We start from the raw sequence: 22,665 nt of genomic DNA, 5'->3' as shown, positions 1-22,665 counted from the left end.
CAGGCGGTTTGTTAACATAAATGTTACTTAAACCTTTGGCAGGATAAGCACTCTATCCTTGTAATTAATTTAAATAGCATATGAAAAAGTTAGTAAGATCAATTTCACTGATGGCGTTGCTTACCGCAGCGGTAGCAGTTGGCGCTAAAGCTCAAACTGTAGCTAAGGCAGATACCAATACAGTAGCGCACCGTCATCATGGTGGTAAAAACTTTAAAGCCTTTAAGGCAATTTTAACACCAGAGCAGCAAGCAATGCTAAAGGAGAACCGCGAAAAGCAGAAAGAAGCTCACAAGGCATTTAAAGCAACGCTTACACCTGAACAGCAAGCGGTGTTGAAAGACAAGACCCTTTCCCGTAAAGATAAAATGGAAAAACTGAAAGGCACATTAACTGCCGATCAGCAAAAAATGATGGCCGACAATAAAGCAGCGCGCAAGGCAAACCGCAAAGCTTTTGTTGCCACCCTTAGCGATACCCAAAAAGCGCAAATGAAAGAGCTGTTTAAAAATAGCCGCCAGGGCAGAGGTGTAGTTACCCACCGCGGCGATGTACAAAAATCATAAGTGTTGTAAATATTAAAAGTTTTGATGTTTAAGGTGCCGTCCGGTTTGTATGAGCCGGGCGGTTTTTTTATGTTTACTACACATGAATAAATTAAAACCGGCATTGTTGCTTTTAGGGCTTCTTTGTATTGCGCTATTTAGTAATTGCAAAAGAAACACTCAAGTCTCTCTAGCAGACCCATACATGAAATGTTTGATCAAAAAGCGTGTTGGAGATAGCAAGTTCCATATTTCATTACCAAATAATTACATCGTGAAGGTAAGTCGTGGCCCCGACTTTGATGTTTACTATTTTGGGCCTGCAGATACTACCGATAAAACGCATTTTCATGGTGGCTTTTATTTAGGAAATGCAGGTGCGTTATTTACCATGGATGAAGCAGATAGTTGTAAAACAAGTGAAGTAGAGGGTGTACTTTTAAGCGAAAAGATGAATTGGGAGTTTAATGATTGCAAATCCAAATTTTTCATTCAGGGAATAGTAAACATTAAAAATGCTAAGCATTTTCCAAGGCAAATACATGCATTTGGAAGCGCTAAAAGTAAAGATGAAGCAAAAAATCTTTTAACAGTTTTCTCAACTTTATATTCTGATTAGGATTTAAACTATTTATAATAGCTTTAATTATTGGTTTCTTAACCTCAGTTTCAATACCACTCTGCACCTCGCGCCAACCGCCCCGCCACTCCCGTAAAAAACTTTTTATCAACCACTTGAAAATCAAAAAATAAGTGTGTACTTTTGCAGTCCTTAAAATAAGGATAAAACTGTAACATTAAAAAGGAAGAATGCCTACTATTCAGCAATTAGTTAGAAAAGGTAGAGTAGCTCTGGAGGATAAGAGTAAATCCCCAGCGTTGGACAGCTGTCCACAGCGAAGAGGCGTGTGTACCCGTGTATACACCACTACCCCTAAGAAACCAAACTCAGCAATGCGTAAAGTTGCGCGTGTACGTTTAACCAACGGTAAAGAGGTGAATGCCTACATTCCGGGTGAAGGTCACAACTTACAGGAGCACTCAATTGTGTTGATCCGTGGCGGCAGGGTGAAAGACTTACCAGGTGTACGTTACCACATTATCCGTGGTGCATTAGATACATCAGGTGTTAACGGCCGTAACCAACGTCGTTCTAAATATGGTACTAAACGCCCTAAACCAGGACAGCCAGCAGCTGCACCGGCAAAAGGTAAAAAGAAATAATTAAAGGAGGATAGTAACAATGAGAAAGTCAAAACCAAAAAAGAGAATCCTTCTGCCTGATCCGCGTTTTAACGACGTATTGGTAACCAGGTTTGTAAATAACATGATGTATGATGGTAAAAAATCTACCGCATACGGCATTTTCTATAACGCAGTTGATATCGTTGAGAAAAAAACCAACGAGAACGGTTTAGAAACATGGAAAAAAGCATTGAACAACGTAATGCCTGCCGTTGAGGTTAAATCTCGCCGTGTAGGTGGTGCTAACTTCCAGGTACCTACCGAAGTTCGTCCGGAGCGTAAAGTAGCTTTAGGTATGAAATGGTTAATCAGCTATGCCCGTCGTCGTGGTGAAAAAACCATGATGGAGAAATTAGCCGGTGAAATCATCTCTGCTGCAAAAGGCGAAGGTGCTGCGGTTAAAAAGAAAGAAGATACGCATAAAATGGCTGAAGCCAACAAAGCGTTCTCACACTTTAGATTCTAATCAAAAATTAGTGAGTTAGTGAATGTGTGAGTTAACGGGTATTTAATATTCATTAATTCACTAACTCAATAACTCACTAAATAGAAAAGAGATATGTCAAGAGATCTTAAATATACAAGAAACATTGGTATTGCCGCTCACATTGATGCGGGTAAAACCACCACCACCGAGCGTATCCTGTACTATGCGGGTGTAAGCCACAAAATTGGTGAGGTACACGAAGGTGCTGCTACTATGGACTGGATGGCTCAGGAGCAGGAGCGTGGTATTACCATCACTTCGGCTGCTACCACCGTATTCTGGAACTACCGTGGCAACAAATACCAGGTAAACGTTATCGATACTCCGGGACACGTGGATTTTACCGTAGAGGTAAACCGCTCACTGCGTGTATTGGACGGCTTGGTGTTCCTGTTTTCGGCAGTTGACGGTGTTGAGCCTCAATCTGAGACTAACTGGCGCTTAGCTAACAACTACAACGTACCACGTATCGGTTTCGTTAATAAAATGGACCGTTCTGGTGCCGACTTCTTAAAAGTTGTTAAGCAGGTACGTGATATGCTGGGCAGCCACGCTGTGCCATTGCAGATCCCTATCGGTGCTGAAGACGGCTTTAAAGGTGTGGTTGACTTAATCAACTTCCGTGGTGTGGTTTGGAATGAGCATGATAAAGGTATGACCTTTACTGAAGTGCCAATCCCTGACGATTTGTTAGATGAAGCTACCGAGTGGAGAGAAAAATTATTAGAAGCAGTTGCTGAGTATGATGAGTCATTAATGGAGAAATTCTTTGATGATCCTTCAAGCATCACCGAGCGCGAAGTATTGGACGCTTTACGTCAGGCTACCCTGGCTGGTAAAATCGTACCAATGACCTGCGGTTCTTCATTCAAAAATAAAGGTGTACAAACCATGCTTGACTATGTAATGGAGTTATTGCCTTCACCACTTGATTCAAAAGGTGTTGTTGGTACTAACCCTGATACTGGTGAAGAAGTGATGATTAAACCGGATGTTAAAGAGCCATTTGCAGCTTTAGCATTTAAAATTGCAACCGACCCATTCGTAGGCCGTTTGTGCTTTATCCGCGTTTACTCTGGTAATCTTGAAGCTGGTTCATACGTGCACAACATGCGTTCTGACAACAAAGAGCGTATCTCACGTATCTTCCAGATGCACGCTAACAAGCAAAACCCTATTCCTAACGTAGGTGCTGGTGATATTGCTGCGGTAGTAGGCTTTAAAGATATCAAAACAGGTGATACCCTTTGCGATGAGAAAAACAAAGTGGTATTGGAATCAATGGTATTCCCTGACCCGGTTATCGGTTTAGCTATTGAGCCAAAAACTCAGGCTGACGTTGATAAATTAGGTTTAGCGCTTGGTAAATTAGCAGAAGAGGATCCAACCTTCCGCGTAAACTCTGACGAAGAAACCGGCCAGACTGTAATTTCAGGTATGGGCGAGCTTCACCTTGATATCATCATGGACCGTCTGAAACGTGAGTTTAAAGTTGAGGTTAACCAGGGTGCGCCACAAGTTGCTTACAAAGAGTCAATCACCGGTACTACTCAGCACCGTGAAACTTACAAGAAACAAACTGGTGGTCGTGGTAAATTCGCTGATATCCAGGTTGTACTTTCACCTGCCGACGAAGGTAAAGAAGGCTTACAGTTTGTGAACGAAATCACTGGTGGTTCTATCCCTCGTGAGTTTATTCCATCTGTTGAAAAAGGCTTTAATGCTTCCATGTCAAACGGTGTATTAGCAGGCTTCCCGTTAACTAACCTTAAAGTTAGATTAATTGACGGTTCGTTCCACGCAGTCGATTCAGACGCATTATCTTTCGAGATTGCTGCTAAATCTGCTTACCGTGAGGCGTTACCAAAATGTAAGCCGGTATTGCTTGAGCCAATCATGAAAATCGAGATCTTAACCCCTGAAGAAAACATGGGTGACGTTATCGGTGACTTGAACCGTCGTCGTGGCCAGCTGCAAGGTATGGACACCCGTAATGGTTCACAGGTGATCAAAGCAATGGTGCCACTTTCTGAAATGTTTGGTTATGTAACTCAATTACGTACCATTACTTCAGGCCGTGCAACTTCAACTATGGAGTTTGACCATTACGAAGAAGCTCCACGTAACGTACAAGAAGAAGTGGTTGCTAAATCTAAAGGCCGCGTTAAAGGCGCTATCGCTTAATATAAATTTTCGATTGCACCGATTAGTTTGTGATTTCACAGATTATTCGGTGTAATCAAATTATAATTACAGACTTATCCTAATAAATAGCTCTTAGGGTAACCAAAAACAAATCGGTGAAATCGCCTTATTAAATCGGTGAATCATCATTAAAAAGAACAAAAATGAGCCAAAGAATCAGAATTAAACTGAAATCTTACGACTACAACTTGGTTGACAAATCAGCTGAAAAGATCGTTAAGACTGTAAAGCCAACCGGCGCTGTAGTTAGCGGACCGCTTCCTTTACCAACCGAGAAAAAAGTGTTTACTGTATTACGTTCACCACACGTAAACAAAAAAGCACGTGAGCAGTTCCAACTGTGCAGCTACAAACGTTTGTTAGACATCTATAGCTCTAACTCTAAAACTGTAGACGCGCTGATGAAACTTGAGCTGCCAAGCGGTGTTGAAGTTGAGATCAAAGTGTGATAGTACCGGAAGATCCGAAATATAACAAAGGCCACCTGAATAAAGGTGGCCTTTGTTGTTTAAAGCCGAGAATGTTGCGATGACAGGAAAGGAGCCGGTAATCAAGATATGTGCTAAACGCGTCATTGCGAGGAACGAAGCAATCACAAACTATACAGAGCCGCTCTGCAAGCCGGGGATTGCTCGTGCCTCGCAATGACGATACTGGAACAGACTTGTCATAGATAGATATCTCACGCAATCACAAATAACAGTTCACACGTTCATCTCCGCACAGCTACTGTATCGTAATCGCACAGTTTATATAGGATTGATTATGTATAAATATCTGATTGATAGTTATTTATATTATAAGGCACTATATTGGTACATCCTGACTATATTAGTATTGGAACCTTATGCTTAAAAATTACTTCACAATAGCCTGGCGCAACCTTTTAAAGAACAAGGTATATTCTTTCATCAATATACTTGGCCTAGCCTTAGGTATGGCTGTAGCCATCTTAATAGGTTTATGGATTTGGGATGAAATTTCCTTTGATCATAATTTCAAAAATCATGATCGCATAGGGCAAATTATGGTAACCCAGACTTTTGATGGGCATACAGGCACGCAGCCGGCAATGCCTATTCCGGCCGGGCAGGAACTAAAAAACAAGTATGGTTCTGACTTTAAGTACGTAACGCTTACATCATGGAATAATGGTTTTACTTATGCAGTGGGTGATAAAAAGGTTTCAGATCACGGTATGTGGGTACAGCCAGACTTCCCCAAAATGTTAACCCTTAAAATGGTTAAAGGTGACATTAATGCCCTGAATGATCTTTCGTCAGCATTGGTAAGTGCATCATTAATTAAGTCACTGTTTGGTGATGCCGACCCAATGGGCAAAACAATAAGGGTCAGTAACAAATGGGATATGAAAGTGGCTGGTGTATACCAGGACATGCCTCAGAACTCCACTTTTGCTACCACCAAGATTTTACTGCCTTGGGATAAGTATGTGACTACCGAAAACTGGTTAAAAAATGCGATGATCAACTGGGGCGATCATAGCTTTCAGATTTTTGTGCAGCTGCAAGATCATGCAGATTTTGCTAAAGTAACTGATAAAATTAAAGCCATTGTACGCCCGCATTTTAAAGAGGGTAATGAATGGGTGCTGGTACATCCAATGAACAAGTGGCACCTGGAAAGTAATTTTGTGGATGGCAAACTGGATGGAGGCCGTATCCAATATGTGTGGATGTTTGGCATCATTGGAGTTTTTGTATTGCTGTTAGCCTGTATCAATTTCATGAACCTGAGTACCGCACGTTCCGAAAAGCGTGCAAAGGAAGTGGGTATTCGCAAAGCAATAGGCTCAGTCAGGCAGCAATTGATCTACCAGTTTTTAAGCGAGTCTGTTTTAATGGCATTAATTGCTTTTGCATTGTCTATTGTGCTGGTGTTATTGTTTCTGCCATACTTCAATAGTTTGTCGAGTAAAGAGATGTCCCTTCCCTGGGCCAATCCTTTATTTTGGTTAATGGCATTGGTATTTACAGTATTTACAGGTGTGCTATCCGGAAGTTATCCTGCCTTTTATTTGTCAGGTTTTAATACAGTAAAAGTTTTAAAAGGGACATTTAAAGTTGGCCGTTTTGCTGCTTTGCCACGCAAGGTTTTAGTAGTTATTCAGTTTACAGTTTCTGTCGCAATCATCATCGGGACAATCATTGTTTACAAGCAAATACAGTTTGCTAAGAACCGGCCGGTAGGTTATACCCGTGAGGGGCTAATAACTGTGGATATGACTACGCCCGACTTATACGGGCATTATGAAGCCATTAAAAATGACCTGATTAAAACGGGAGCTGTAGAAAATGTTGCTGAATCATCAAGCCCTTCAACAGGCGTATGGTCAAATCAAATTGGTTATGAATGGGAGGGTAAAGATCCAACCACAAACCCGGTATTCGGTACAATTGCCGTAACACATGATTTTGGTAAAACCATTGGCTGGCATATTAACAACGGCCGGGATTTTTCGAGGGCTTTTAAAACGGATAGCCTTGGTATGGTTATCAACCAGACTGCCGCAAAAGTTATCGGTTTTAAAAACCCGGTAGGTAAAACCATTAAGTTCGATGGTAAAAACTACACCATTATTGGTGTAATTGATGACATGATTATGGATTCGCCTTATACACCGGCAATAGGGACAATCTTCAGGCTTGATTATAATTGGGTAAACGTAATAACACTACGTATCAATCCGCACATGCCTGTTAAGGATGCGCTTGCAAAGATAGAACCCGTATTTAAAAAGTATAATCCTAACAGTCCCTTTGATTTTAAATTTACCGATACTGAATACGGACAAAAATTTGCAGACGAGATCAGGATCGGTAATCTTGCCACTTTCTTCGCCATACTGGCCATTTTTATTTCATCGTTAGGATTGTTCGGTTTGGCATCGTTTGTTGCCGAGCAACGTACTAAAGAAATTGGTGTGCGCAAAGTATTAGGTGCTTCTGTTTATAACGTATGGACCATGCTTTCTAAAGACTTTCTGGCTTTGGTAATTATATCATGTATCATCGCTATACCGCTTGCCTGGTATTATCTTTCCGGATGGCTTAAAGGATATGTATACCATACAGAAATATCATGGTGGGTGTTTATTCTGGCAAGCGTCGGGGCTGTTGCTATCACCATACTGACAGTGAGCTTTCAAGCCATAAAAGCTGCATTAGCTAATCCTATAAAAAGCCTGAGAACAGAATAGGCTTATATAAAACAAAAGCATCCTGTAATGGATGCTTTTGTTTTATTCTTCTAATAGTGCTATTTGTGTGATGTCGAACACTTCGCGACGGTCGTCACCATCAATCAGGTCAACTATTACCTGATTTTCTATTACTTCATTCACATAGCCATTACCGTTTGGCGTAGATACCAAGTCTCCGGGTTGATATTCCATATTCAATTGTTATGGTATTAAAAGTCGTCATGCTGGTCTTTTGTTTCCAAAAAATCGAGCCACAAATTTTCAAGTTCGTCAACAAGCTCTGGTCTGATAGAAATTCCCGACGCCTGCGGCGCCCATGTTTGCGCAGCAAGGTTACCTATCTTAAGAATATCAAAAGTTAAGATGCGTTCCTTATCTGGATTAAGCAATACATCCAGGTCAATTTTTACCCGGTAATAATGCCTGCCATTCCTGTAAGCAGGATAAGGATTAGATGTAATTGTACCTGATGCAAAAATGCCGCGTGGCTCTGCACCAAGCCTCACAATAAAAGCCCTGTCTCCAGGTTTTATTGCCTTGTGGCTTGCTGCGCTCCAATCTTCTTTAAGTGTACCTTCTGTTGATAATTTCTGAATATCCAGATCGAGATCCTCCCACGGCCATTTAACGGGGTTCCACCCAAATAAGAAAGCTCTTGCTGGCATTAGTTGGCTATTAATCAATAATCAGGCTTTCCTGTAATTTCTTCAATTTTATTACGGGCAGTTTGCAGATCACGGGCCAGTTTTTTCTCTTTGTCGTTAGCCTTGATTTTATAGTTCTTGTATTCCTCGTCAAGCTCTTCATAAAGTTTGATACGGTACTTTGCTTCGCGGCTGTAAGTACCCGAGCGAAAGATGACAAAAGCGGCAACTGCGCCAAAAACTATTACCAATCCCCACATCAGGCTGTTGTACGAGGCTTTGCTCATGTGGATACCTAATAAGCTAATGCTATCGGCTTTTTCGGTTGATTCGGTTAACGACTGGCCTTGTGTAGATAGTTGCTTATGCAGGTCTTTAACCGTATCTGTTAGTGATGTTAAGTTGGCTTGTGCTTCCTTTGCCTTCTTTCTTTCTGATTTTAAAGTATCGGTAACACTTTTATAAAAGGCCTCAACCAGCGGGCGCTGATAGCCAAAAACTTTGGTGTTTAAATATTGGTATTGTCCTTTTATACTACGGTCATTTGGGGGTGCTGGCTGGGCTGATGTATAACCACGTGCCGCATTGTTTGGCGGTACTGTACCTGGGGTAGTAGCTTGCGGAACGGCTGTTTTTGCTGCAGGGTAAGTAGTTGGTTTTTGTACAGGCCTTGTAACAGCAGGTTTGGTAGCGGCTTTCTTTGTGCTATCCTGTGCTATAGAATAAAGCGATGTGCTTAGCAGAAAGATGAGTGCCGGCAAACTTTTAAAAAACAGCTTGTTAGTCATTTGGTAATAGTTTTTGATGTTTGTTTAATGATCCAAAATTAACGCATATATGTTAAGATGGTTCACTAATATATTAAATGTTAATTAAAGTTGCGCAAATAGTACTATAACGTGATGATTAGCTTTATGGTACTTATATTAGCAGCATGAATATCGGTATCATCGGTTTGGGAGATATGGGCAAGCTTTATGCGAAGGCTTTTGCAAAGACAGGGCATAAGGTTTTTGGCTGTGATCTGCCGCAAAACCGTGAAAGGCTTGAAGACGAATTAAACCCACTTGGTATTTCGGTTTTAGATAATGGCACAGCGGTAGCCCATCAAAGCGAACTGCTGATCTATTCTGTTGAGGCTGAAAGATTTGAACAGGTAGTTGCACAATCTTACCAGGCCATAAAGCCGGGAACAATAGTAGCCGGGCAAACATCTGTAAAACAACCGGAGATTAGTGTTTTTGAAACTTATGTACCTGCAAACGCACATATTGTAACTTTTCATGCCATGCATGGGCCGGGTTTTGAACCCAAAGGGCAAAAGCTAATCCTGATAAGGCACCGGGCTGATGATGATGCTTACCGATTGATGTATGAGCTATTTGACAGCCTTGAAACAAACATTGTAGAATTAGCCGACTATCATCAGCATGATCAGATTGTTGCCGATACGCAGGCGGTAACCCACGTTGGTTTCGAGAGTATGGGCACGGCGTGGAAATCGGCAGGTTTTTTCCCGTGGGATAATGCTTCATATCATGGAGGCATCGATAATGTTAAGATCCTGACCACACTACGTATATTTAGTTACAAAGCACACGTGTATGCCGGCCTGGCTATCCTTAATCCTTATGCAAAGGCACAGGTAAAAAGGTATGCACTTTCAGAATCGGAGTTGTTTAAGCTCATGATTATGGAAGAAGAAAAGGCATTCAGGGAGCGTATTTATAAAGCCCGCGACTTTGTATTTCATGAAAGCCGGAAACTGATCATGTTTAATGAGCAGGTGATGAAAGAATTTTCGCTGGCAGACACCTCTGCACATCCAAAGCCAAACTCACATTTAAGTATATTAAGTATGGTTGATGCCTGGTATCATTTAGGAGTAAACCCGTATGATAACCTGATTGCGCAGACACCACCATTCCGCTTGCGTTTGGGTATTGCCGAATACCTTTTTAAAAATGAAGCTCTGCTCGAAGAATCTATAGAAACCGCACTCTATGATAAAACTATTCGCGGCGATGATTTGGAATTCCATTCGGCTGTGCGCGAATGGTCGTCAATTATCAGCTACGGCGATATGGAAGGCTATAAGAAACACTTTAACGAAGTGCAGACTTTCTTCAGCGACCGTTTAGATGAAGGCAAAAAACAAAGCGCAGAGTTGATCAGAAGGTTGATGATGGATTAGATAGGGAGCTTTCTTATGCGTATCTGATGATCCTTTACGGTGATGATTCTTGGACTAGATAACTCCAGATTAAAATCATTAAATATTAAGCTTAATTTTTCAATAATGTTATCCGGACTGAAATCACTTACCCTAAACTGTATAACAGAAGTTTCATATTCAGGATGAGTTGCTAATAAAGTTCCAAAGTCCATATCAGCGGTAACGATTATCCTGCCCTCTTTAGAGCCTTTTATTAGAATATCTAAATCTGAAAGCTTATGTAATCCTTCGTTCGATAAGTGGATAGCATCATGTTCCTGATCTTTTAACCAACTGAGAGTTCTGGTTGAGATTCCCATATCTAAAAGGAATTTCATTTAATTAAATGAATATAACTCTTCTTCTGCAAGATAAGCTGCATACTTAAGGGACTGATCAATATCTTCAAGTTCGATAAGTGGATATTCTTTAATAATATCTTCCTTGCTTAAGCCATTAGCTATAAGATTAAGGACCAATGAAACAGTAATTCGCATATTTCTAATGCACGCTTTACCACCCATAATTTGAGGATCCGATGTTATTCTATCAAGCTTTGACATATAACCAAATATAACATTAAGTAATTAAAAAAGCGACCTGTTAACAGGTCGCTTTTTTTTTAAAGGCAATTATCATGTCTCTTGCTTTTTTACTTCTTGTATCTGAAATAATTATTTAGCTTCCCAGCTATTGTCTTTTTCGTTGGCATCCATAAATATGCCGCCATCTAATTTAACAGATTTAACAGCCTTTGCAGATTTAACCGTCATGGTTACTTCTTTCTGATTGTTTTCCCAGAAAGCAGATGTCCTGTGGATGGTTTGTGTGCTGCCGTCGGCATAAGTAATCATCGCATCAAAAGGGATAACAAAGCCGCCAATGTTTTTAACGGTAATGGCAGTGCCGCCGGTTACTTTGGCAACTTTGGTTATCGCAATATCATTATACCCGTTAGTGAAGAACCAGCTGTTGAAAAACCAGTTCAGGTTTTTGCCAGCACCAGCACTCATCGAGTTAAAGTAATCCCACGGAATAGGGTGTTTTCCATGCCAGTTGTCCATATAGGTATGCAAAGCTTTTTTGAAGAGCTCGTCGCCAAGCATATCTTTAAGTGCCAGGTAACTTAATGATGGTTTACCATATTCGTTATTACCTGCACCTGCAAACAGTTCGCTGGTAGGGGTAATTACAGGCAAGTCTTCTGCTGATGATGGGTCATGTATCCAGCGGTTAATCCTGAAAGCTTTGTAAAGTTTATCAGCGCCATCTTTGCCAACCTCTGCCTGGCCAATCAGGTACTCAAATGTGGTAGCCCAGCCTTCATCCATATAACCATAGCGGGTTTCGTTTATGCCCATGTAGAATGGAAAATAGGTATGTGCAATTTCATGGTCCTGTACAAATTGTGCAAAACGCAGGTCGTCAGTGTGGCTGTCGTTCACCATCATTGGATACTCCATGTCTGCAAATCCCTGAAAGGCGGTCATCTTTGGAAAAGGATAAGGTACACCTGGCCAGTTATGCGAAAACCAGCTTAAACTATTACGGCCAAATTGAACCGAATGATGAAAGTCTTTTGATTCATCTAAGAATGCGGCTTGCATACTTGCACGGCGTTTTGTTGCATCATCAACCACGGTACTGGCAGCATCCCATACGTAATGGTCGCTTATGCCAAAGGCAACATCGGTGATGTTGGTTGCTGTCCAAACCCAAGTGTTCATGGCATTTTGTGCAGTAACTTTCTTTTTGGCAATATCTTCGGCAGTAGCAACATGAATAGTGGAATCACTTGTGAAGGATGCCTGAAGGCGTTTGGCATATTCAGGCTGTAAAACCTGGTTGGCATTCTGCAATGTACCGGTTGACCAAACTAAATAATTTTTAGGTACGGTAACACTTAGCTTATAGTCGTTGAAGTCGTTATAAAACTCAAGCGCGTCGGTAAATGGCAGGCGGTCCCAACCATTGTAATCGTCATACACAGAAACGCGCGGATAGAAATAAGCGAAGTAATAAGTAGTAGAGTCGATCATGCCCTCGCGCTCGCTTTGTAAAGAGATCTGGTAATGGAAATTGATGTTCAGTTTCACAGAGTCGTGCGGAAGCAGGGGCTTGGTCAGCATAACGCCTTCATTGGTTGCACCTTTGCGTGTGTTATCCCAGTTCACCTTTGTGCCGTTCACTAAAAAAGTATCAATCTGCATACCCGGGGTAAGGTAATTATCGCCAACCGGCCTTAACCTTGCTGCGCCGGGGCGGTGGATGTTGATAATCAGTTTCATGTTTAGCGCCTTTAAGGTATCCGGGCTATTGTTTACATAGACAATTTCTTCTTTGCCTTTTATGTTACGGTCTGGTGGTGCGGTTGTGATATGAATGTCATAACGTGCATGGTTTTGCCAGTAGTTTTTTCCAGGCTTTCCGTCCGCAGATCGCGTGCCTTTGTCAAAGGCGCGTTTAATATCGCGCGGCATATAAAGCGATTGTGCCATTGCGCCTGTTAAAAAGCATAACAGAATGGCGCTGATAATGAGTTTTTTATACATTATTGTTAGTTTGCTACAATATTAACAAATACAACAGAAATTTAATTAATGCATTGTATTTTGATCCGATCCTTGCTATAATTGCATCACTAAACCCTGCAATTTATTGTTCCATATGCCGGTTACTTCCGTAACTTGCTGTAAGTAAGAAAATTCTCTAAAAAATAATTTCGTAAGTATTTGAGAGTTAATTAATAATTCCTATCTTTGCCGTCCCTTTCGGGGGAAATTATGCCTTGAACGAAGCCCTACTGCTTCGATGGGCAACAAAAAAAGCTAAAAAAGAAAATGTCAGGAATTATTGGTAAAAAAGTAGGTATGACCAGTATTTTCGATGAGGCGGGAAAAAACATTCCTTGTACCGTAATCGAAGCTGGTCCTTGTGTAGTAACACAAGTGAAGTCTGTAGAGGCAGACGGGTATGCAGCTGTTCAGTTAGCATACGATGAGCAAAAAGAAAAAAACACTACTGCTCCTTTAAAAGGTCATTTCCAGAAAGCCGGAACCACTCCAAAGCGCAAGCTTGTTGAATTCAAAACATTTGAGGATCAAAAGAACTTAGGCGACACCGTTACTGTCGATATCTTTGCTTCTGGCGATTTCGTGGATGTTGTTGGTACTTCAAAAGGTAAAGGATTTCAGGGCGTTGTAAAGCGTCACGGATTTGGTGGTGTTGGTATGCAGACCCACGGTCAGCACAACAGGTTAAGAGCTCCGGGTTCACTGGGTGCATCTTCATGGCCATCACGCGTATTTAAAGGTATGCGCATGGCTGGTCAAACCGGTAATGTGCGCGTAAAGGTTCAAAACCTTGAAGTGGTTAAAGTGTATCCAGAACAAAATTTGTTAGTGGTTAAAGGCTCTATCCCAGGAGCTAAGGGTTCATTCGTAATCGTTGATAAATAAGATGGAAGTTAATGTATTAAATGTATCAGGTCAGCAAACAGGTGCCAAGGTGCAGCTTCCTGATTCGGTATTCGGTATCGAGCCCAACGATCACGCTATTTACCTGGATGTGAAGCAATATCTGGCTAATCAGCGTCAGGGTACTCACAAAGCAAAACAACGTAATGAAATTGCTGGTTCAACCCGCAAGTTACATAAACAAAAAGGTACTGGTGGTGCACGCGCAGGTAGCATCAAATCACCATTATTTAATGGTGGTGGCCGTGTATTCGGTCCTCAGCCTCGCGACTATAGCTTCAAGCTAAACAAAAAGCTTAAGCAATTAGCACGTAAATCAGCCTTAACTTACAAAGCTCAGGATAGCAATATCGTAGTTTTAGAAGACTTCAACTTCGATACTGTTAAAACTAAAAACTATGTAAAGTTAGTTAGCGACTTAAAATTCACTGACGAGAAAACTTTACTGGTATTGCCTGCAGCAAATAACAATGTTTATTTATCAAGCAGAAATCTGAAAAAAGCTAAGGTTATTACTGCCGACCAGTTAAACACTTATGATGTGTTAAACGCAGGCAAACTGATCTTAACTACAGGTGCTGTTAAAACTTTGGAGGAAGCTTTCGCTAAGTAATTATGGAAATTTTAAAGAAACCTTTACTTACTGAAAAAGTATCTCAATTAACTGAGAAACTTAATCGTTATGTTTTCAAAGTTGATCACAGAGCTAACAAGATTCAGATCAAAGCAGCGATTGAAAACATGTATGGTGTAAACGTTACAGCGGTAAACACCATGAAATATGTCGGAAAACTAAAAACCCGTAACACTAAAGCTGGCTCGGTAACTGGCCGTGCAGCTACTTACAAAAAAGCGGTTATTACGTTGAAAGACGGTGAAACAATAGATTTTTATAGCACAATATAAAAAGAGATGGCAGTTAAAAGATTTAAACCGGTTACGCCGGGTACCCGCTTCAGAGTAGGTGCCGATTACTCGGACGTTACAACCAATGTGCCTGAGAAGTCACTTGTTGTAGCGCACAAAAAATCAGGCGGTCGTAACAATACCGGTAAAATGACCATGCGTTATATCGGTGGGGGACACAAGAAATCATACCGATTGATCGACTTTAAACGTAACAAGTTTGACATCCCCGCTACTGTTGCGACTATCGAGTACGATCCAAACCGTTCAGCACGTATCGCCCTGTTAGTTTATGCTGACGGCGAGAAACGTTATATGATCGCTCCGGAAGGATTGACAGTTGGACAAACTGTACTTTCTGGCGATGCAGTTGCTCCTGAAGTTGGTAACACTTTACCATTAAAGAGCATCCCGCTGGGTTCGATCATCCATAACATTGAACTTAATCCTGGTCAGGGTGGCACAATTGCACGCTCTGCAGGTACTTATGCGCAGCTATCTGCCCGTGATGGTAAATATGCCATCATTAAATTGCCTTCTGGTGAAACCCGTATGATCCTGGCTACCTGCCTTGCTACCATCGGTACAGTTTCAAATGCTGAGAAAGCAAATGAGGTATTAGGTAAAGCAGGCCGTAAACGTTGGATCGGTCGTCGTCCAAGAGTACGTGGTGTAGCAATGAACCCTGTCGATCACCCTATGGGTGGTGGTGAAGGCCGTTCTTCAGGTGGTCACCCACGCTCACGTAAAGGTTTATTAGCTAAAGGCTACAAAACCCGCGACAAAAAGAAAACATCGGATCGTTACATCATTGAAAGAAGGAAGAAATAATGGCACGTTCAATTAAAAAAGGACCTTATATTGATCATAACCTGGAAAGAAAAGTTCTGACCTTGAATGAATCAAGCAAAAAGTCGGTAGTAAAAACATGGTCACGCCGTTCCATGATTTCTCCTGACTTCGTTGGTCACACATTCGCAGTACACAACGGTAACAAATTTATCCCTGTGTACGTAACAGAAAACATGGTTGGTCACAAGCTGGGAGAGTTTGCCCCAACACGTACATTCCGCGGTCACGCAGAAAAGAAAAAATAATAGGCAATGGAAGCAACAAATAAAATCAAAAGATCTGTCCTAATCAGACAGCAAAAAGAGCAAGAGAAAGCTCAGCAAGGAGGAGCTTCTGTTGCCAAACTGCAAAACTGCCCAACATCACCACGCAAAATGCGCCTGGTAGTTGATCTGATTCGCGGTGAGAACGTTGAAAAAGCGTTATATATATTAAAATATACAAATAAGGAAGCGGCTATCCGTGTAGAAAAGTTATTACTTTCTGCAATTAAAAACTGGGAAGCTAAAAACGAAGGCAAACGTGTTGAAGAAAGCGGTTTATTTGTTAAAGAAGTTTCTGTAGGCGGTGGCCGTCAGTTAAAAAGACTTCGCCCGGCTCCACAAGGCCGCGGTTACCGTATCCGTAAACGCTCAAACCACGTAACACTTATTGTGGATAGTAAAAACGCTAACAATTAATTTGAAATGGGACAAAAAGCACATCCAATAGGTAACAGATTAGGAATCATCAGAGGTTGGGATTCTAACTGGTTCGGTGGCGACAACTACTCCGACAAATTAGTTGAGGACGAAAAAATCCGCAAATACTTATCAGTACGTATCGCTAAAGGCGGCGTATCAAAAGTAGTTATCGAGCGTACTTTAAAACGTATTACAGTTACTATACATACTGCCCGTCCGGGTATCGTTATCGGTAAAGGCGGCCAGGAAGTTGATAAGATCAAAGAAGAGCTTAAAAAGCTTACTAAAAAAGATGTTCAGATCAACATCTTCGAGATCAAACGTCCTGAGCTTGACGCGCAACTGGTTGCTGAAGGTATCGCTAAGCAATTAGAAGCACGTATCTCTTTCCGTCGCGCCATGAAAACTGCAATAGCTTCAACCATGAGAATGGGTGCTGAAGGGATTAAAGTGATGACCAGCGGCCGTTTAGGCGGTGCTGAGATGGCACGTACCGAACAATATAAAGAGGGAAGGATTCCGTTACATACCTTCCGCGCTGATATTGACTATGCACTGGCAGAGGCTTTAACTACTTATGGTAAAATAGGTGTTAAGGTATGGATCTGCAAAGGCGAGGTTTATGGCAAACGTGATCTTTCTCCAAACATTGGTGCTGCAAGCAGTGCCAGCGGTAAAGGTGGCCGTCCAGAGGGCGCAGCTTCATTTGGCGCACGTGGCGAAAGAAATGATCGCGGTGGCGACCGTCGCAACAGTGGTGGTGGTGACAGAAGAGGTGGTAATAATGACCGCAGAGGCGGTAACAACCAACGTGGTGGTGGCAACAATCGTCCGGGCGGCCAAAACCGTCAGGGTGGCAACCGTCCGGGTGGTAACAGATAATAAAGTTTGATGCGTTGTGAGTTTTCAGTTGCCGGATGTCAGGAATAACTGATAACAGACAACCGATCACTAACAACAAACAAACATCGTTTAAACACGAATAAAAGCTTAAAGTAATGCTACAGCCAAAAAGAACGAAGTTCAGAAAGATGCAAAAAGGCAGAATGAAAGGTTTAGCCACCCGTGGTGCTGAACTTTCATTCGGATCTTTCGGTATAAAATCACTCGAGCCGGCATGGATCACCAGCCGTCAGATCGAGGCTGCACGTATCGCTGTAACACGTTATATGAAACGTGAAGGCCAGGTTTGGATCAGGATTTTCCCAGACAAGCCTGTAACCAAAAAACCAGCAGAGGTACGTATGGGTAAAGGTAAAGGTGCTCCTGAATACTGGGTAGCAGTTGTACGCCCTGGAAGAATCATTTTCGAAGCAGAAGGTGTGCCACTGGAAATTGCCAAAGAAGCTTTGCGTTTGGCAGCTCAAAAACTGCCCGTACAAACAAAATTTGTTGTACGCAGAGATTACGCAGAAGCATAACAATTAGTTTAGGTTGGAAAAGTTGGATGTTGAACCGTTACAACAACATTTAAACATTACAACCTTTCAACATTAGAACAAACAAGAAAATGAAAAACTCAGAAATTTTAGAGCTGTCAACAGAAGAGTTGGTTGCAAAGATTAACGAGGAAAAGAACAATCTTAATAAATTGAAATTTGCTCATGCGGTTTCAGCTATTGAGAATCCTTCACGCATTACTAAAGTACGTAAGGATGTTGCTCGTTTAACTACAGAATTAACCAAGCGCAAAGCGGCGTCAGCTTCTGAAAATAAATAACCAGCGTCTGAAAAATGGAAAGAAATTTAAGAAAAACACGTACCGGTTTGGTAGTGAGCAACAAGATGGATAAATCTATCGTTGTTGCAGTAGAAAGGAAAGTAAAACACCCTATCTACGGTAAATTCGTAAAGAAGACTACCAAATTTATGGCTCATGACGAAGCAAATACCTGTGGTATTGGCGATACCGTATTGATTATGGAAACTCGTCCGATGAGCAAAAGTAAAAACTGGAGATTAGTTCAAATTTTAGAAAGGGCTAAATAAGATGGTACAACAGGAATCAAGATTGAATGTAGCCGATAACAGTGGCGCTAAAGAAGTTTTAGTGATCCGTGTTTTAGGTGGTACAGGTAAAAGATATGCCTCTATCGGAGATAAAGTTGTTGTTACCGTTAAAAGTGCGCTGCCATCAGGTAACGTAAAAAAAGGTAGCGTTTCTAAAGCCGTAGTGGTAAGAACCAAAAAGGAAATTCGCCGTAAAGATGGTTCATATATCCGTTTCGACGACAATGCAGCTGTGTTATTAAATAACCAGGACGAGCCGCGTGGTACACGTATCTTCGGCCCTGTTGCAAGAGAGCTGCGTGAAAAACAATTTATGAAGATTGTATCATTAGCACCGGAGGTATTGTAACATGGAAAGAAAGAAAAACGCACAGCCAAAACTGAAAATCCGCAAAGGTGATACAGTAAAGGTAATTGCCGGTGACTCAAAAGGTTCACAAGGTAAAGTAACTGAAGTTATCCTGGCTACTAACCGTGCCGTGGTAGAAGGCGTTAACATGGTGTCAAAACACACTAAGCCAAACGCTGCCAACCCTAATGGTGGTATCATTAAACAGGAAGCTTCTATCCATATCTCTAACCTGGCATTGGTTGATCCAAAAACAGGCGAGACTACCAAAGTTGGTCGTAAAAAGAACAGCGAAGGTAAATTAGTTAGATTTGCTAAAAAATCAGGGGAGGAAATTAAGTAATGGCCTACGTACCAAGATTAAAATCGAAATATAAAGAGGAAATCCGTACTGCACTGAAAGATAAATTTCAGTACAAGTCAGTAATGCAGGTTCCAAAGCTTGAAAAAATCGCTATCAACCAGGGTGTTGGCGGTGCTACCACTGATAAAAAACTGATCGAGGTTGCTATCAATGAGTTAACCACCATCACCGGTCAGCAAGCAGTATCTTCACGTTCTAAAAAAGATATCTCAAACTTCAAATTACGTAAAAACATGCCTGTAGGCGTACGTGTAACTTTACGTGATAACACCATGTATGAGTTCTTAGACCGTTTGATCGCCGTAGCTTTACCTCGTATCCGCGATTTCAAAGGTATTAATGATAAAGGTTTTGATGGCCGTGGTAACTATACTTTAGGTATCACTGAGCAAATCATCTTCCCTGAAATAAATATCGACAAGATCAACAAGATCATGGGTATGGATATTACCTTTGTAACTTCGGCAACTAATGACGTTGAAGCGTTAGAACTGCTTAAACAATTTGGTTTACCATTTAAAAATCAAAATCCACAACAAAATGGCTAAAGAAGGTGTAAAAGCACGTGAAGTAAAACGCGCTAAGTTAGTAGCTAAATACGCTGATAAAAGAGCAGCCCTTAAAGCCGCTGGCGATTATGTTGCTTTAGATAAATTACCTAAAGCTGCATCTCCGGTAAAATTGCACAACCGTTGCAAATTAACCGGCCGTCCACGTGGTTATATGCGCCAATTTGGTATTTCACGTGTAACTTTCCGTGAAATGGCCTTAGCTGGTAAAATACCAGGGGTTAAAAAAGCAAGCTGGTAATATTAAGCTGAAAGCCGAAAGTTTAAAGCTCAACGCTTTTTAGCTTTAGGCTTTTCGCTTTATGCTCAAATAACAAAACTTAACCGATAGAAGGTCGTCCGGGATAGGCCCGGAAGGAAACCACTATCATATTTTAAAAATAGATGAATACAGATCCAATCGCAGATTATCTTACACGAGTAAGGAATGCTATTAAAGCCAACCACAGGGTTGTTGAAATTCCTGCATCAAATCTGAAGAAGGAAATCACTAAAGTGCTTTTCGACAAAGGTTACATTGCAAACTACAAATTTGAAGACAACGGCCCGCAAGGCATTATCAAAGTTGCTTTAAAATACCACCCTGTAACTAAAATTCCTGCTATCCGCACATTATCGCGTATCAGCAAACCAGGTTTGAGAAAATATGCAGGCACTACTAACATGCCACGCGTATTAAATGGTTTAGGTATCGCTATCCTTTCTACTTCAAAAGGCGTTATGACCGATAAAGAGGCACGCGCTCAGAATGTAGGTGGCGAAGTATTGTGCTACGTTTATTAATCAACAACACACAGGAGGAATTAAGAAATGTCAAGAGTAGGAAAAGCACCTATAACAATCCCTTCGGGTGTTACTGTAACCGTATCTAACGATAACGTTGTTACTGTAAAAGGACCTAAAGGTGAGCTGCACCAGGCTTTAGATAGCGATATCAAAGTTGAGCAGCAAGACGGTACCCTGTTGGTTACCCGTCCGTCAGAACAAAAGCGCCATAAAGCATTACACGGTTTATACCGCGCTTTGTTATTTAACATGGTAACTGGTGTTACAACCGGCTACAAGATCGAGCAAGAACTTGTAGGTGTAGGTTACCGTGCAACCAATACTGGTAATACACTTGATTTGGTGTTAGGTTACTCTCACCACTACGTGTTTGAATTACCAAAAGAAATTAAAGTTACAACCACTGCTGAAAAGGGTAAAAACCCTACTATCATCCTTGAATCAATTGACAAACAATTGATCGGTCAGGTAGCTGCTAAAATCCGCTCACTGCGTGCTCCAGAGCCTTACAAAGGTAAAGGTATCAAGTTTGTTGGTGAAGTATTGAGAAGAAAAGCAGGTAAATCAGCATCTAAAAAATAATCGTCATGGCAGGTAAATTATCAAGAAGAGACAGAATTAAAAAAGGAATCAGAAAAAGTCTTTCAGGTTCTACAGAACGTCCTCGCTTATCTGTATTCAGAAGCAATAAAGGAATTTATGCTCAGATCATCGACGATGTTAACGGTAAAACATTAGTATCAGCATCATCTTTGTCTAAAGATTTTTCTGCTACAGGTACCAAATCAGAGCAGTCAGCAGCTGTGGGTAAATTAGTAGCCCAAAAAGCAATCGCTGCCGGTATCACTCAGGTAGTGTTTGACAGAAATGGTTACTTGTATCACGGCCGCATTAAGTCATTGGCTGATGGTGCACGTGAAGGCGGTTTAAAATTTTAATTGAAGCAAAGAAATGTCAACAATAAATGTTAAAAGAGTAAAAACCAGCGAGATCGAATTAAAAGATCGCCTGGTTAGCATACAACGTGTTGCCAAAGTAACCAAAGGTGGCCGTACCTTCAGCTTCTCAGCCATTGTGGTTGTAGGCGATGAGAACGGTGTTGTTGGTTACGGTTTAGGTAAAGCAAAAGAGGTTACCGAGGCTATTGCCAAAGGTATCGACGATGCTAAAAAGAACCTGGTTAAAGTGCCTATCATCAACGGTACTGTACCTCACGAACAATATGGTAAGTTTTCAGGTGGGTTCGTTTTCGTGAAACCTGCTGCTAACGGTACCGGTGTAATTGCCGGTGGTGCAATGCGTGCTGTATTAGAGAGTGCTGGTATCCACAACGTATTGGCAAAATCAAAAGGATCATCAAACCCACACAACGTGGTAAAAGCAACTGTATCTGCTTTAGCGCAACTGCGCGATGCTTATACCGTAGCACAACACCGCGGTGTTAACTTAGGTAAAGTATTTAACGGATAATCAACATGGCTAAGATCAAAATAACACAGATTAAAAGCGTTATCGACAGAAACGAACGCCAGAAAAGAACCATTACTGCTTTAGGTTTGAAAAAGATCAACCATAGCGTAGAAGTTGAAGCTACTCCGGCTATCATCGGTATGGTTCGCGCAGTTAATCATTTGGTAGCAGTTGAAACAATTTAAGATCATGAATTTAAGTAATCTGAAACCTGCAAAAGGTTCTGTAAAAGATAGCAAAAGAATTGGCCGTGGTACCGGCTCAGGTAAAGGCGGTACTTCTACACGTGGTCATAAAGGTGCCGGTTCACGCTCTGGTACATCTACTAAGGTAGGTTTCGAGGGTGGCCAGATGCCATTACAACGCCGCTTACCAAAGGTTGGTTTTAAAAACCCTAACCGTGTAGAGTATGTAGGCATTAACTTAGATGCTTTACAGCAATTGGCTGAGAAGTTCTCATTAACCACTATCGATTTTGATACGTTCAGAGAACACGGCCTGGCATCTAAAAATGACCTGATCAAAGTATTAGGTCGTGGCGAGGTAAAAGCTAAGCTTGATGTTAAAGCTCATGCTTTCTCGGCTACTGCACAAAAAGCAATTGAAGCAGCCGGTGGTTCCATCGTTAAGTTATAA

Annotated in this window: 34 protein-coding genes; 28 read left to right on the top strand and 6 right to left on the bottom strand. The window is 41.4% G+C overall.

All coding sequences use genetic code 11. From position 1 onward, the window contains the following. Nucleotides 1–80 precede the first annotated feature (80 nt). From PQ461_RS18060 to PQ461_RS18030, 7 genes are all read left to right on the top strand, one after another. Nucleotides 81–566 (top strand): hypothetical protein, encoded by a 486-nt coding sequence (locus PQ461_RS18060; protein WP_274206933.1) that lies wholly within the window; start codon nt 81–83, stop codon nt 564–566. A gap of 82 nt (nt 567–648) precedes the next feature. Next, the gene (locus PQ461_RS18055; RefSeq protein ID WP_274206932.1) at nt 649–1,164 is read left to right on the top strand and encodes a hypothetical protein; all 516 of its coding nucleotides are present in this window, start codon (nt 649–651) and stop codon (nt 1,162–1,164) included. A 191-nt stretch (nt 1,165–1,355) separates the two neighbouring features. Continuing rightward, nucleotides 1,356–1,769 (top strand): 30S ribosomal protein S12, encoded by a 414-nt coding sequence (rpsL, locus tag PQ461_RS18050; protein ID WP_207424095.1) that lies wholly within the window; start codon nt 1,356–1,358, stop codon nt 1,767–1,769. A gap of 19 nt (nt 1,770–1,788) precedes the next feature. Next, nucleotides 1,789–2,256, top strand: a complete 468-nt coding sequence (gene rpsG / locus PQ461_RS18045; RefSeq protein ID WP_274206931.1) for a 30S ribosomal protein S7 — start codon at nt 1,789–1,791, stop codon at nt 2,254–2,256. Nucleotides 2,257–2,349: 93 nt separating this feature from the next. After that, the gene (fusA, locus tag PQ461_RS18040; protein ID WP_274206930.1) at nt 2,350–4,461 is read left to right on the top strand and encodes an elongation factor G; all 2,112 of its coding nucleotides are present in this window, start codon (nt 2,350–2,352) and stop codon (nt 4,459–4,461) included. A gap of 164 nt (nt 4,462–4,625) precedes the next feature. Continuing rightward, nucleotides 4,626–4,931 carry a 30S ribosomal protein S10 gene (gene rpsJ, locus PQ461_RS18035; protein WP_078347761.1) on the top strand — a complete coding sequence of 102 codons (306 nt, stop codon included), beginning with the start codon at nt 4,626–4,628 and terminating at the stop codon, nt 4,929–4,931. A gap of 398 nt (nt 4,932–5,329) precedes the next feature. Beyond that, entirely contained in the window at nt 5,330–7,702 is a 2,373-nt protein-coding gene (locus PQ461_RS18030; protein WP_274206929.1) for an ABC transporter permease, read from the top strand. A gap of 42 nt (nt 7,703–7,744) precedes the next feature. Here the strand turns inward: PQ461_RS18030 and PQ461_RS18025 are convergent, their stop codons facing one another. Genes PQ461_RS18025 through PQ461_RS18015 form a run of 3 tightly spaced genes read right to left on the bottom strand, consistent with a single transcriptional unit; the run spans nt 7,745 to nt 9,137 of the window. Then, nucleotides 7,745–7,897: a hypothetical protein gene (locus PQ461_RS18025; RefSeq protein WP_274206928.1), complete on the bottom strand. Its 153-nt coding sequence runs from the start codon at nt 7,895–7,897 to the stop codon at nt 7,745–7,747. A gap of 17 nt (nt 7,898–7,914) precedes the next feature. Further along, nucleotides 7,915–8,370 carry an EVE domain-containing protein gene (locus PQ461_RS18020; RefSeq protein ID WP_274206927.1) on the bottom strand — a complete coding sequence of 152 codons (456 nt, stop codon included), beginning with the start codon at nt 8,368–8,370 and terminating at the stop codon, nt 7,915–7,917. Between the two features lie 14 nt (nt 8,371–8,384). Beyond that, nucleotides 8,385–9,137, bottom strand: a complete 753-nt coding sequence (locus tag PQ461_RS18015; RefSeq protein WP_274206926.1) for a hypothetical protein — start codon at nt 9,135–9,137, stop codon at nt 8,385–8,387. Nucleotides 9,138–9,283: 146 nt separating this feature from the next. On the opposite strand from PQ461_RS18015, the gene PQ461_RS18010 reads away from it, so the two are divergent. Then, nucleotides 9,284–10,543: a prephenate dehydrogenase gene (locus tag PQ461_RS18010; protein WP_274206925.1), complete on the top strand. Its 1,260-nt coding sequence runs from the start codon at nt 9,284–9,286 to the stop codon at nt 10,541–10,543. On the opposite strand, the gene PQ461_RS18005 is transcribed toward PQ461_RS18010, so the two are convergent. From PQ461_RS18005 to PQ461_RS17995, 3 genes are all read right to left on the bottom strand, one after another. Then, complete coding sequence (locus PQ461_RS18005; protein ID WP_274206924.1) at nt 10,540–10,902, bottom strand: DUF5615 family PIN-like protein; 363 nt, start codon at nt 10,900–10,902, stop codon at nt 10,540–10,542. The two genes, PQ461_RS18010 and PQ461_RS18005, sit on opposite strands and share 4 nt — an antisense overlap. Beyond that, the gene (locus PQ461_RS18000; protein WP_274206923.1) at nt 10,903–11,127 is read right to left on the bottom strand and encodes a DUF433 domain-containing protein; all 225 of its coding nucleotides are present in this window, start codon (nt 11,125–11,127) and stop codon (nt 10,903–10,905) included. Between the two features lie 111 nt (nt 11,128–11,238). After that, nucleotides 11,239–13,116, bottom strand: coding sequence for a M1 family metallopeptidase (locus PQ461_RS17995; RefSeq protein WP_274206922.1), 1,878 nt, complete (start codon nt 13,114–13,116; stop codon nt 11,239–11,241). 288 nt (nt 13,117–13,404) lie between these two features. On the opposite strand from PQ461_RS17995, the gene rplC reads away from it, so the two are divergent. The 20 genes from rplC to rplO all read left to right on the top strand — a co-directional run bounded on the left by rplC (nt 13,405) and on the right by rplO (nt 22,665). Continuing rightward, the gene (gene rplC / locus PQ461_RS17990) at nt 13,405–14,022 is read left to right on the top strand and encodes a 50S ribosomal protein L3 (RefSeq protein WP_274206921.1); all 618 of its coding nucleotides are present in this window, start codon (nt 13,405–13,407) and stop codon (nt 14,020–14,022) included. A 1-nt stretch (nt 14,023) separates the two neighbouring features. Continuing rightward, nucleotides 14,024–14,653, top strand: coding sequence for a 50S ribosomal protein L4 (gene rplD / locus PQ461_RS17985; protein WP_274206920.1), 630 nt, complete (start codon nt 14,024–14,026; stop codon nt 14,651–14,653). A 2-nt stretch (nt 14,654–14,655) separates the two neighbouring features. Next, complete coding sequence (gene rplW, locus PQ461_RS17980) at nt 14,656–14,946, top strand: 50S ribosomal protein L23 (protein WP_274206919.1); 291 nt, start codon at nt 14,656–14,658, stop codon at nt 14,944–14,946. Nucleotides 14,947–14,952: 6 nt separating this feature from the next. Further along, nucleotides 14,953–15,777 carry a 50S ribosomal protein L2 gene (gene rplB / locus PQ461_RS17975; protein WP_274206918.1) on the top strand — a complete coding sequence of 275 codons (825 nt, stop codon included), beginning with the start codon at nt 14,953–14,955 and terminating at the stop codon, nt 15,775–15,777. Next, the gene (gene rpsS / locus PQ461_RS17970) at nt 15,777–16,043 is read left to right on the top strand and encodes a 30S ribosomal protein S19 (protein ID WP_076377419.1); all 267 of its coding nucleotides are present in this window, start codon (nt 15,777–15,779) and stop codon (nt 16,041–16,043) included. Before rplB ends, rpsS begins: the two co-directional genes overlap by 1 nt. Before the next feature lie 6 nt (nt 16,044–16,049). Next, on the top strand, nt 16,050–16,478 hold the full coding sequence (gene rplV, locus PQ461_RS17965) for a 50S ribosomal protein L22 (protein WP_337993479.1): 429 nt from the start codon (nt 16,050–16,052) through the stop codon (nt 16,476–16,478). Nucleotides 16,479–16,484: 6 nt separating this feature from the next. Then, nucleotides 16,485–17,363 (top strand): 30S ribosomal protein S3, encoded by an 879-nt coding sequence (gene rpsC / locus PQ461_RS17960; RefSeq protein ID WP_274206917.1) that lies wholly within the window; start codon nt 16,485–16,487, stop codon nt 17,361–17,363. Between the two features lie 116 nt (nt 17,364–17,479). Then, nucleotides 17,480–17,902: a 50S ribosomal protein L16 gene (gene rplP, locus PQ461_RS17955; protein ID WP_274206916.1), complete on the top strand. Its 423-nt coding sequence runs from the start codon at nt 17,480–17,482 to the stop codon at nt 17,900–17,902. Between the two features lie 89 nt (nt 17,903–17,991). Next, entirely contained in the window at nt 17,992–18,201 is a 210-nt protein-coding gene (gene rpmC, locus PQ461_RS17950; RefSeq protein WP_274206915.1) for a 50S ribosomal protein L29, read from the top strand. 14 nt (nt 18,202–18,215) lie between these two features. Then, a complete protein-coding gene (rpsQ, locus tag PQ461_RS17945; RefSeq protein ID WP_274206914.1) occupies nt 18,216–18,470 on the top strand; it encodes a 30S ribosomal protein S17 in 255 nt (84 codons plus the stop codon). A gap of 1 nt (nt 18,471) precedes the next feature. Continuing rightward, nucleotides 18,472–18,840 (top strand): 50S ribosomal protein L14, encoded by a 369-nt coding sequence (rplN, locus tag PQ461_RS17940; protein WP_274206913.1) that lies wholly within the window; start codon nt 18,472–18,474, stop codon nt 18,838–18,840. A gap of 1 nt (nt 18,841) precedes the next feature. After that, nucleotides 18,842–19,183, top strand: coding sequence for a 50S ribosomal protein L24 (rplX, locus tag PQ461_RS17935; protein WP_337993478.1), 342 nt, complete (start codon nt 18,842–18,844; stop codon nt 19,181–19,183). Then, a complete protein-coding gene (rplE, locus tag PQ461_RS17930) occupies nt 19,183–19,752 on the top strand; it encodes a 50S ribosomal protein L5 (protein ID WP_274206912.1) in 570 nt (189 codons plus the stop codon). The genes rplX and rplE overlap by 1 nt, the downstream gene beginning before the upstream one ends. Next, nucleotides 19,745–20,014, top strand: a complete 270-nt coding sequence (gene rpsN, locus PQ461_RS17925; RefSeq protein ID WP_274206911.1) for a 30S ribosomal protein S14 — start codon at nt 19,745–19,747, stop codon at nt 20,012–20,014. Before rplE ends, rpsN begins: the two co-directional genes overlap by 8 nt. 143 nt (nt 20,015–20,157) lie before the next feature. Next, the gene (gene rpsH, locus PQ461_RS17920) at nt 20,158–20,556 is read left to right on the top strand and encodes a 30S ribosomal protein S8 (RefSeq protein WP_274206910.1); all 399 of its coding nucleotides are present in this window, start codon (nt 20,158–20,160) and stop codon (nt 20,554–20,556) included. A gap of 27 nt (nt 20,557–20,583) precedes the next feature. Further along, the gene (rplF, locus tag PQ461_RS17915; RefSeq protein ID WP_274206909.1) at nt 20,584–21,141 is read left to right on the top strand and encodes a 50S ribosomal protein L6; all 558 of its coding nucleotides are present in this window, start codon (nt 20,584–20,586) and stop codon (nt 21,139–21,141) included. Nucleotides 21,142–21,146: 5 nt separating this feature from the next. Beyond that, nucleotides 21,147–21,497, top strand: coding sequence for a 50S ribosomal protein L18 (gene rplR / locus PQ461_RS17910; RefSeq protein WP_274206908.1), 351 nt, complete (start codon nt 21,147–21,149; stop codon nt 21,495–21,497). 13 nt (nt 21,498–21,510) lie between these two features. Continuing rightward, entirely contained in the window at nt 21,511–22,029 is a 519-nt protein-coding gene (gene rpsE, locus PQ461_RS17905; RefSeq protein ID WP_274206907.1) for a 30S ribosomal protein S5, read from the top strand. A gap of 5 nt (nt 22,030–22,034) precedes the next feature. Then, nucleotides 22,035–22,214 carry a 50S ribosomal protein L30 gene (gene rpmD, locus PQ461_RS17900; RefSeq protein WP_274206906.1) on the top strand — a complete coding sequence of 60 codons (180 nt, stop codon included), beginning with the start codon at nt 22,035–22,037 and terminating at the stop codon, nt 22,212–22,214. 4 nt (nt 22,215–22,218) lie between these two features. After that, nucleotides 22,219–22,665 (top strand): 50S ribosomal protein L15, encoded by a 447-nt coding sequence (gene rplO / locus PQ461_RS17895; protein WP_274206905.1) that lies wholly within the window; start codon nt 22,219–22,221, stop codon nt 22,663–22,665.

It is taken from the genome of Mucilaginibacter sp. KACC 22063 (genome assembly GCF_028736115.1).
GTDB lineage: Bacteria > Bacteroidota > Bacteroidia > Sphingobacteriales > Sphingobacteriaceae > Mucilaginibacter.
The sequence above is the reverse complement of the archived record's forward strand: the minus strand, read 5'-3'. Positions and strand labels throughout refer to the sequence as shown.

Coding starts and splice junctions, on each gene's coding strand:
- PQ461_RS18060 (WP_274206933.1), top strand. CDS start 81: ATGAAAAAGTTAGTAAGATCAATTTCACTGATGGCGTTGCTTACCGCA.
- PQ461_RS18055 (WP_274206932.1), top strand. CDS start 649: ATGAATAAATTAAAACCGGCATTGTTGCTTTTAGGGCTTCTTTGTATT.
- rpsL (WP_207424095.1), top strand. CDS start 1,356: ATGCCTACTATTCAGCAATTAGTTAGAAAAGGTAGAGTAGCTCTGGAG.
- rpsG (WP_274206931.1), top strand. CDS start 1,789: ATGAGAAAGTCAAAACCAAAAAAGAGAATCCTTCTGCCTGATCCGCGT.
- fusA (WP_274206930.1), top strand. CDS start 2,350: ATGTCAAGAGATCTTAAATATACAAGAAACATTGGTATTGCCGCTCAC.
- rpsJ (WP_078347761.1), top strand. CDS start 4,626: ATGAGCCAAAGAATCAGAATTAAACTGAAATCTTACGACTACAACTTG.
- PQ461_RS18030 (WP_274206929.1), top strand. CDS start 5,330: ATGCTTAAAAATTACTTCACAATAGCCTGGCGCAACCTTTTAAAGAAC.
- PQ461_RS18025 (WP_274206928.1), bottom strand. CDS start 7,897: ATGGAATATCAACCCGGAGACTTGGTATCTACGCCAAACGGTAATGGC.
- PQ461_RS18020 (WP_274206927.1), bottom strand. CDS start 8,370: ATGCCAGCAAGAGCTTTCTTATTTGGGTGGAACCCCGTTAAATGGCCG.
- PQ461_RS18015 (WP_274206926.1), bottom strand. CDS start 9,137: ATGACTAACAAGCTGTTTTTTAAAAGTTTGCCGGCACTCATCTTTCTG.
- PQ461_RS18010 (WP_274206925.1), top strand. CDS start 9,284: ATGAATATCGGTATCATCGGTTTGGGAGATATGGGCAAGCTTTATGCG.
- PQ461_RS18005 (WP_274206924.1), bottom strand. CDS start 10,902: ATGAAATTCCTTTTAGATATGGGAATCTCAACCAGAACTCTCAGTTGG.
- PQ461_RS18000 (WP_274206923.1), bottom strand. CDS start 11,127: ATGTCAAAGCTTGATAGAATAACATCGGATCCTCAAATTATGGGTGGT.
- PQ461_RS17995 (WP_274206922.1), bottom strand. CDS start 13,116: ATGTATAAAAAACTCATTATCAGCGCCATTCTGTTATGCTTTTTAACA.
- rplC (WP_274206921.1), top strand. CDS start 13,405: ATGTCAGGAATTATTGGTAAAAAAGTAGGTATGACCAGTATTTTCGAT.
- rplD (WP_274206920.1), top strand. CDS start 14,024: ATGGAAGTTAATGTATTAAATGTATCAGGTCAGCAAACAGGTGCCAAG.
- rplW (WP_274206919.1), top strand. CDS start 14,656: ATGGAAATTTTAAAGAAACCTTTACTTACTGAAAAAGTATCTCAATTA.
- rplB (WP_274206918.1), top strand. CDS start 14,953: ATGGCAGTTAAAAGATTTAAACCGGTTACGCCGGGTACCCGCTTCAGA.
- rpsS (WP_076377419.1), top strand. CDS start 15,777: ATGGCACGTTCAATTAAAAAAGGACCTTATATTGATCATAACCTGGAA.
- rplV (WP_337993479.1), top strand. CDS start 16,050: ATGGAAGCAACAAATAAAATCAAAAGATCTGTCCTAATCAGACAGCAA.
- rpsC (WP_274206917.1), top strand. CDS start 16,485: ATGGGACAAAAAGCACATCCAATAGGTAACAGATTAGGAATCATCAGA.
- rplP (WP_274206916.1), top strand. CDS start 17,480: ATGCTACAGCCAAAAAGAACGAAGTTCAGAAAGATGCAAAAAGGCAGA.
- rpmC (WP_274206915.1), top strand. CDS start 17,992: ATGAAAAACTCAGAAATTTTAGAGCTGTCAACAGAAGAGTTGGTTGCA.
- rpsQ (WP_274206914.1), top strand. CDS start 18,216: ATGGAAAGAAATTTAAGAAAAACACGTACCGGTTTGGTAGTGAGCAAC.
- rplN (WP_274206913.1), top strand. CDS start 18,472: ATGGTACAACAGGAATCAAGATTGAATGTAGCCGATAACAGTGGCGCT.
- rplX (WP_337993478.1), top strand. CDS start 18,842: ATGGAAAGAAAGAAAAACGCACAGCCAAAACTGAAAATCCGCAAAGGT.
- rplE (WP_274206912.1), top strand. CDS start 19,183: ATGGCCTACGTACCAAGATTAAAATCGAAATATAAAGAGGAAATCCGT.
- rpsN (WP_274206911.1), top strand. CDS start 19,745: ATGGCTAAAGAAGGTGTAAAAGCACGTGAAGTAAAACGCGCTAAGTTA.
- rpsH (WP_274206910.1), top strand. CDS start 20,158: ATGAATACAGATCCAATCGCAGATTATCTTACACGAGTAAGGAATGCT.
- rplF (WP_274206909.1), top strand. CDS start 20,584: ATGTCAAGAGTAGGAAAAGCACCTATAACAATCCCTTCGGGTGTTACT.
- rplR (WP_274206908.1), top strand. CDS start 21,147: ATGGCAGGTAAATTATCAAGAAGAGACAGAATTAAAAAAGGAATCAGA.
- rpsE (WP_274206907.1), top strand. CDS start 21,511: ATGTCAACAATAAATGTTAAAAGAGTAAAAACCAGCGAGATCGAATTA.
- rpmD (WP_274206906.1), top strand. CDS start 22,035: ATGGCTAAGATCAAAATAACACAGATTAAAAGCGTTATCGACAGAAAC.
- rplO (WP_274206905.1), top strand. CDS start 22,219: ATGAATTTAAGTAATCTGAAACCTGCAAAAGGTTCTGTAAAAGATAGC.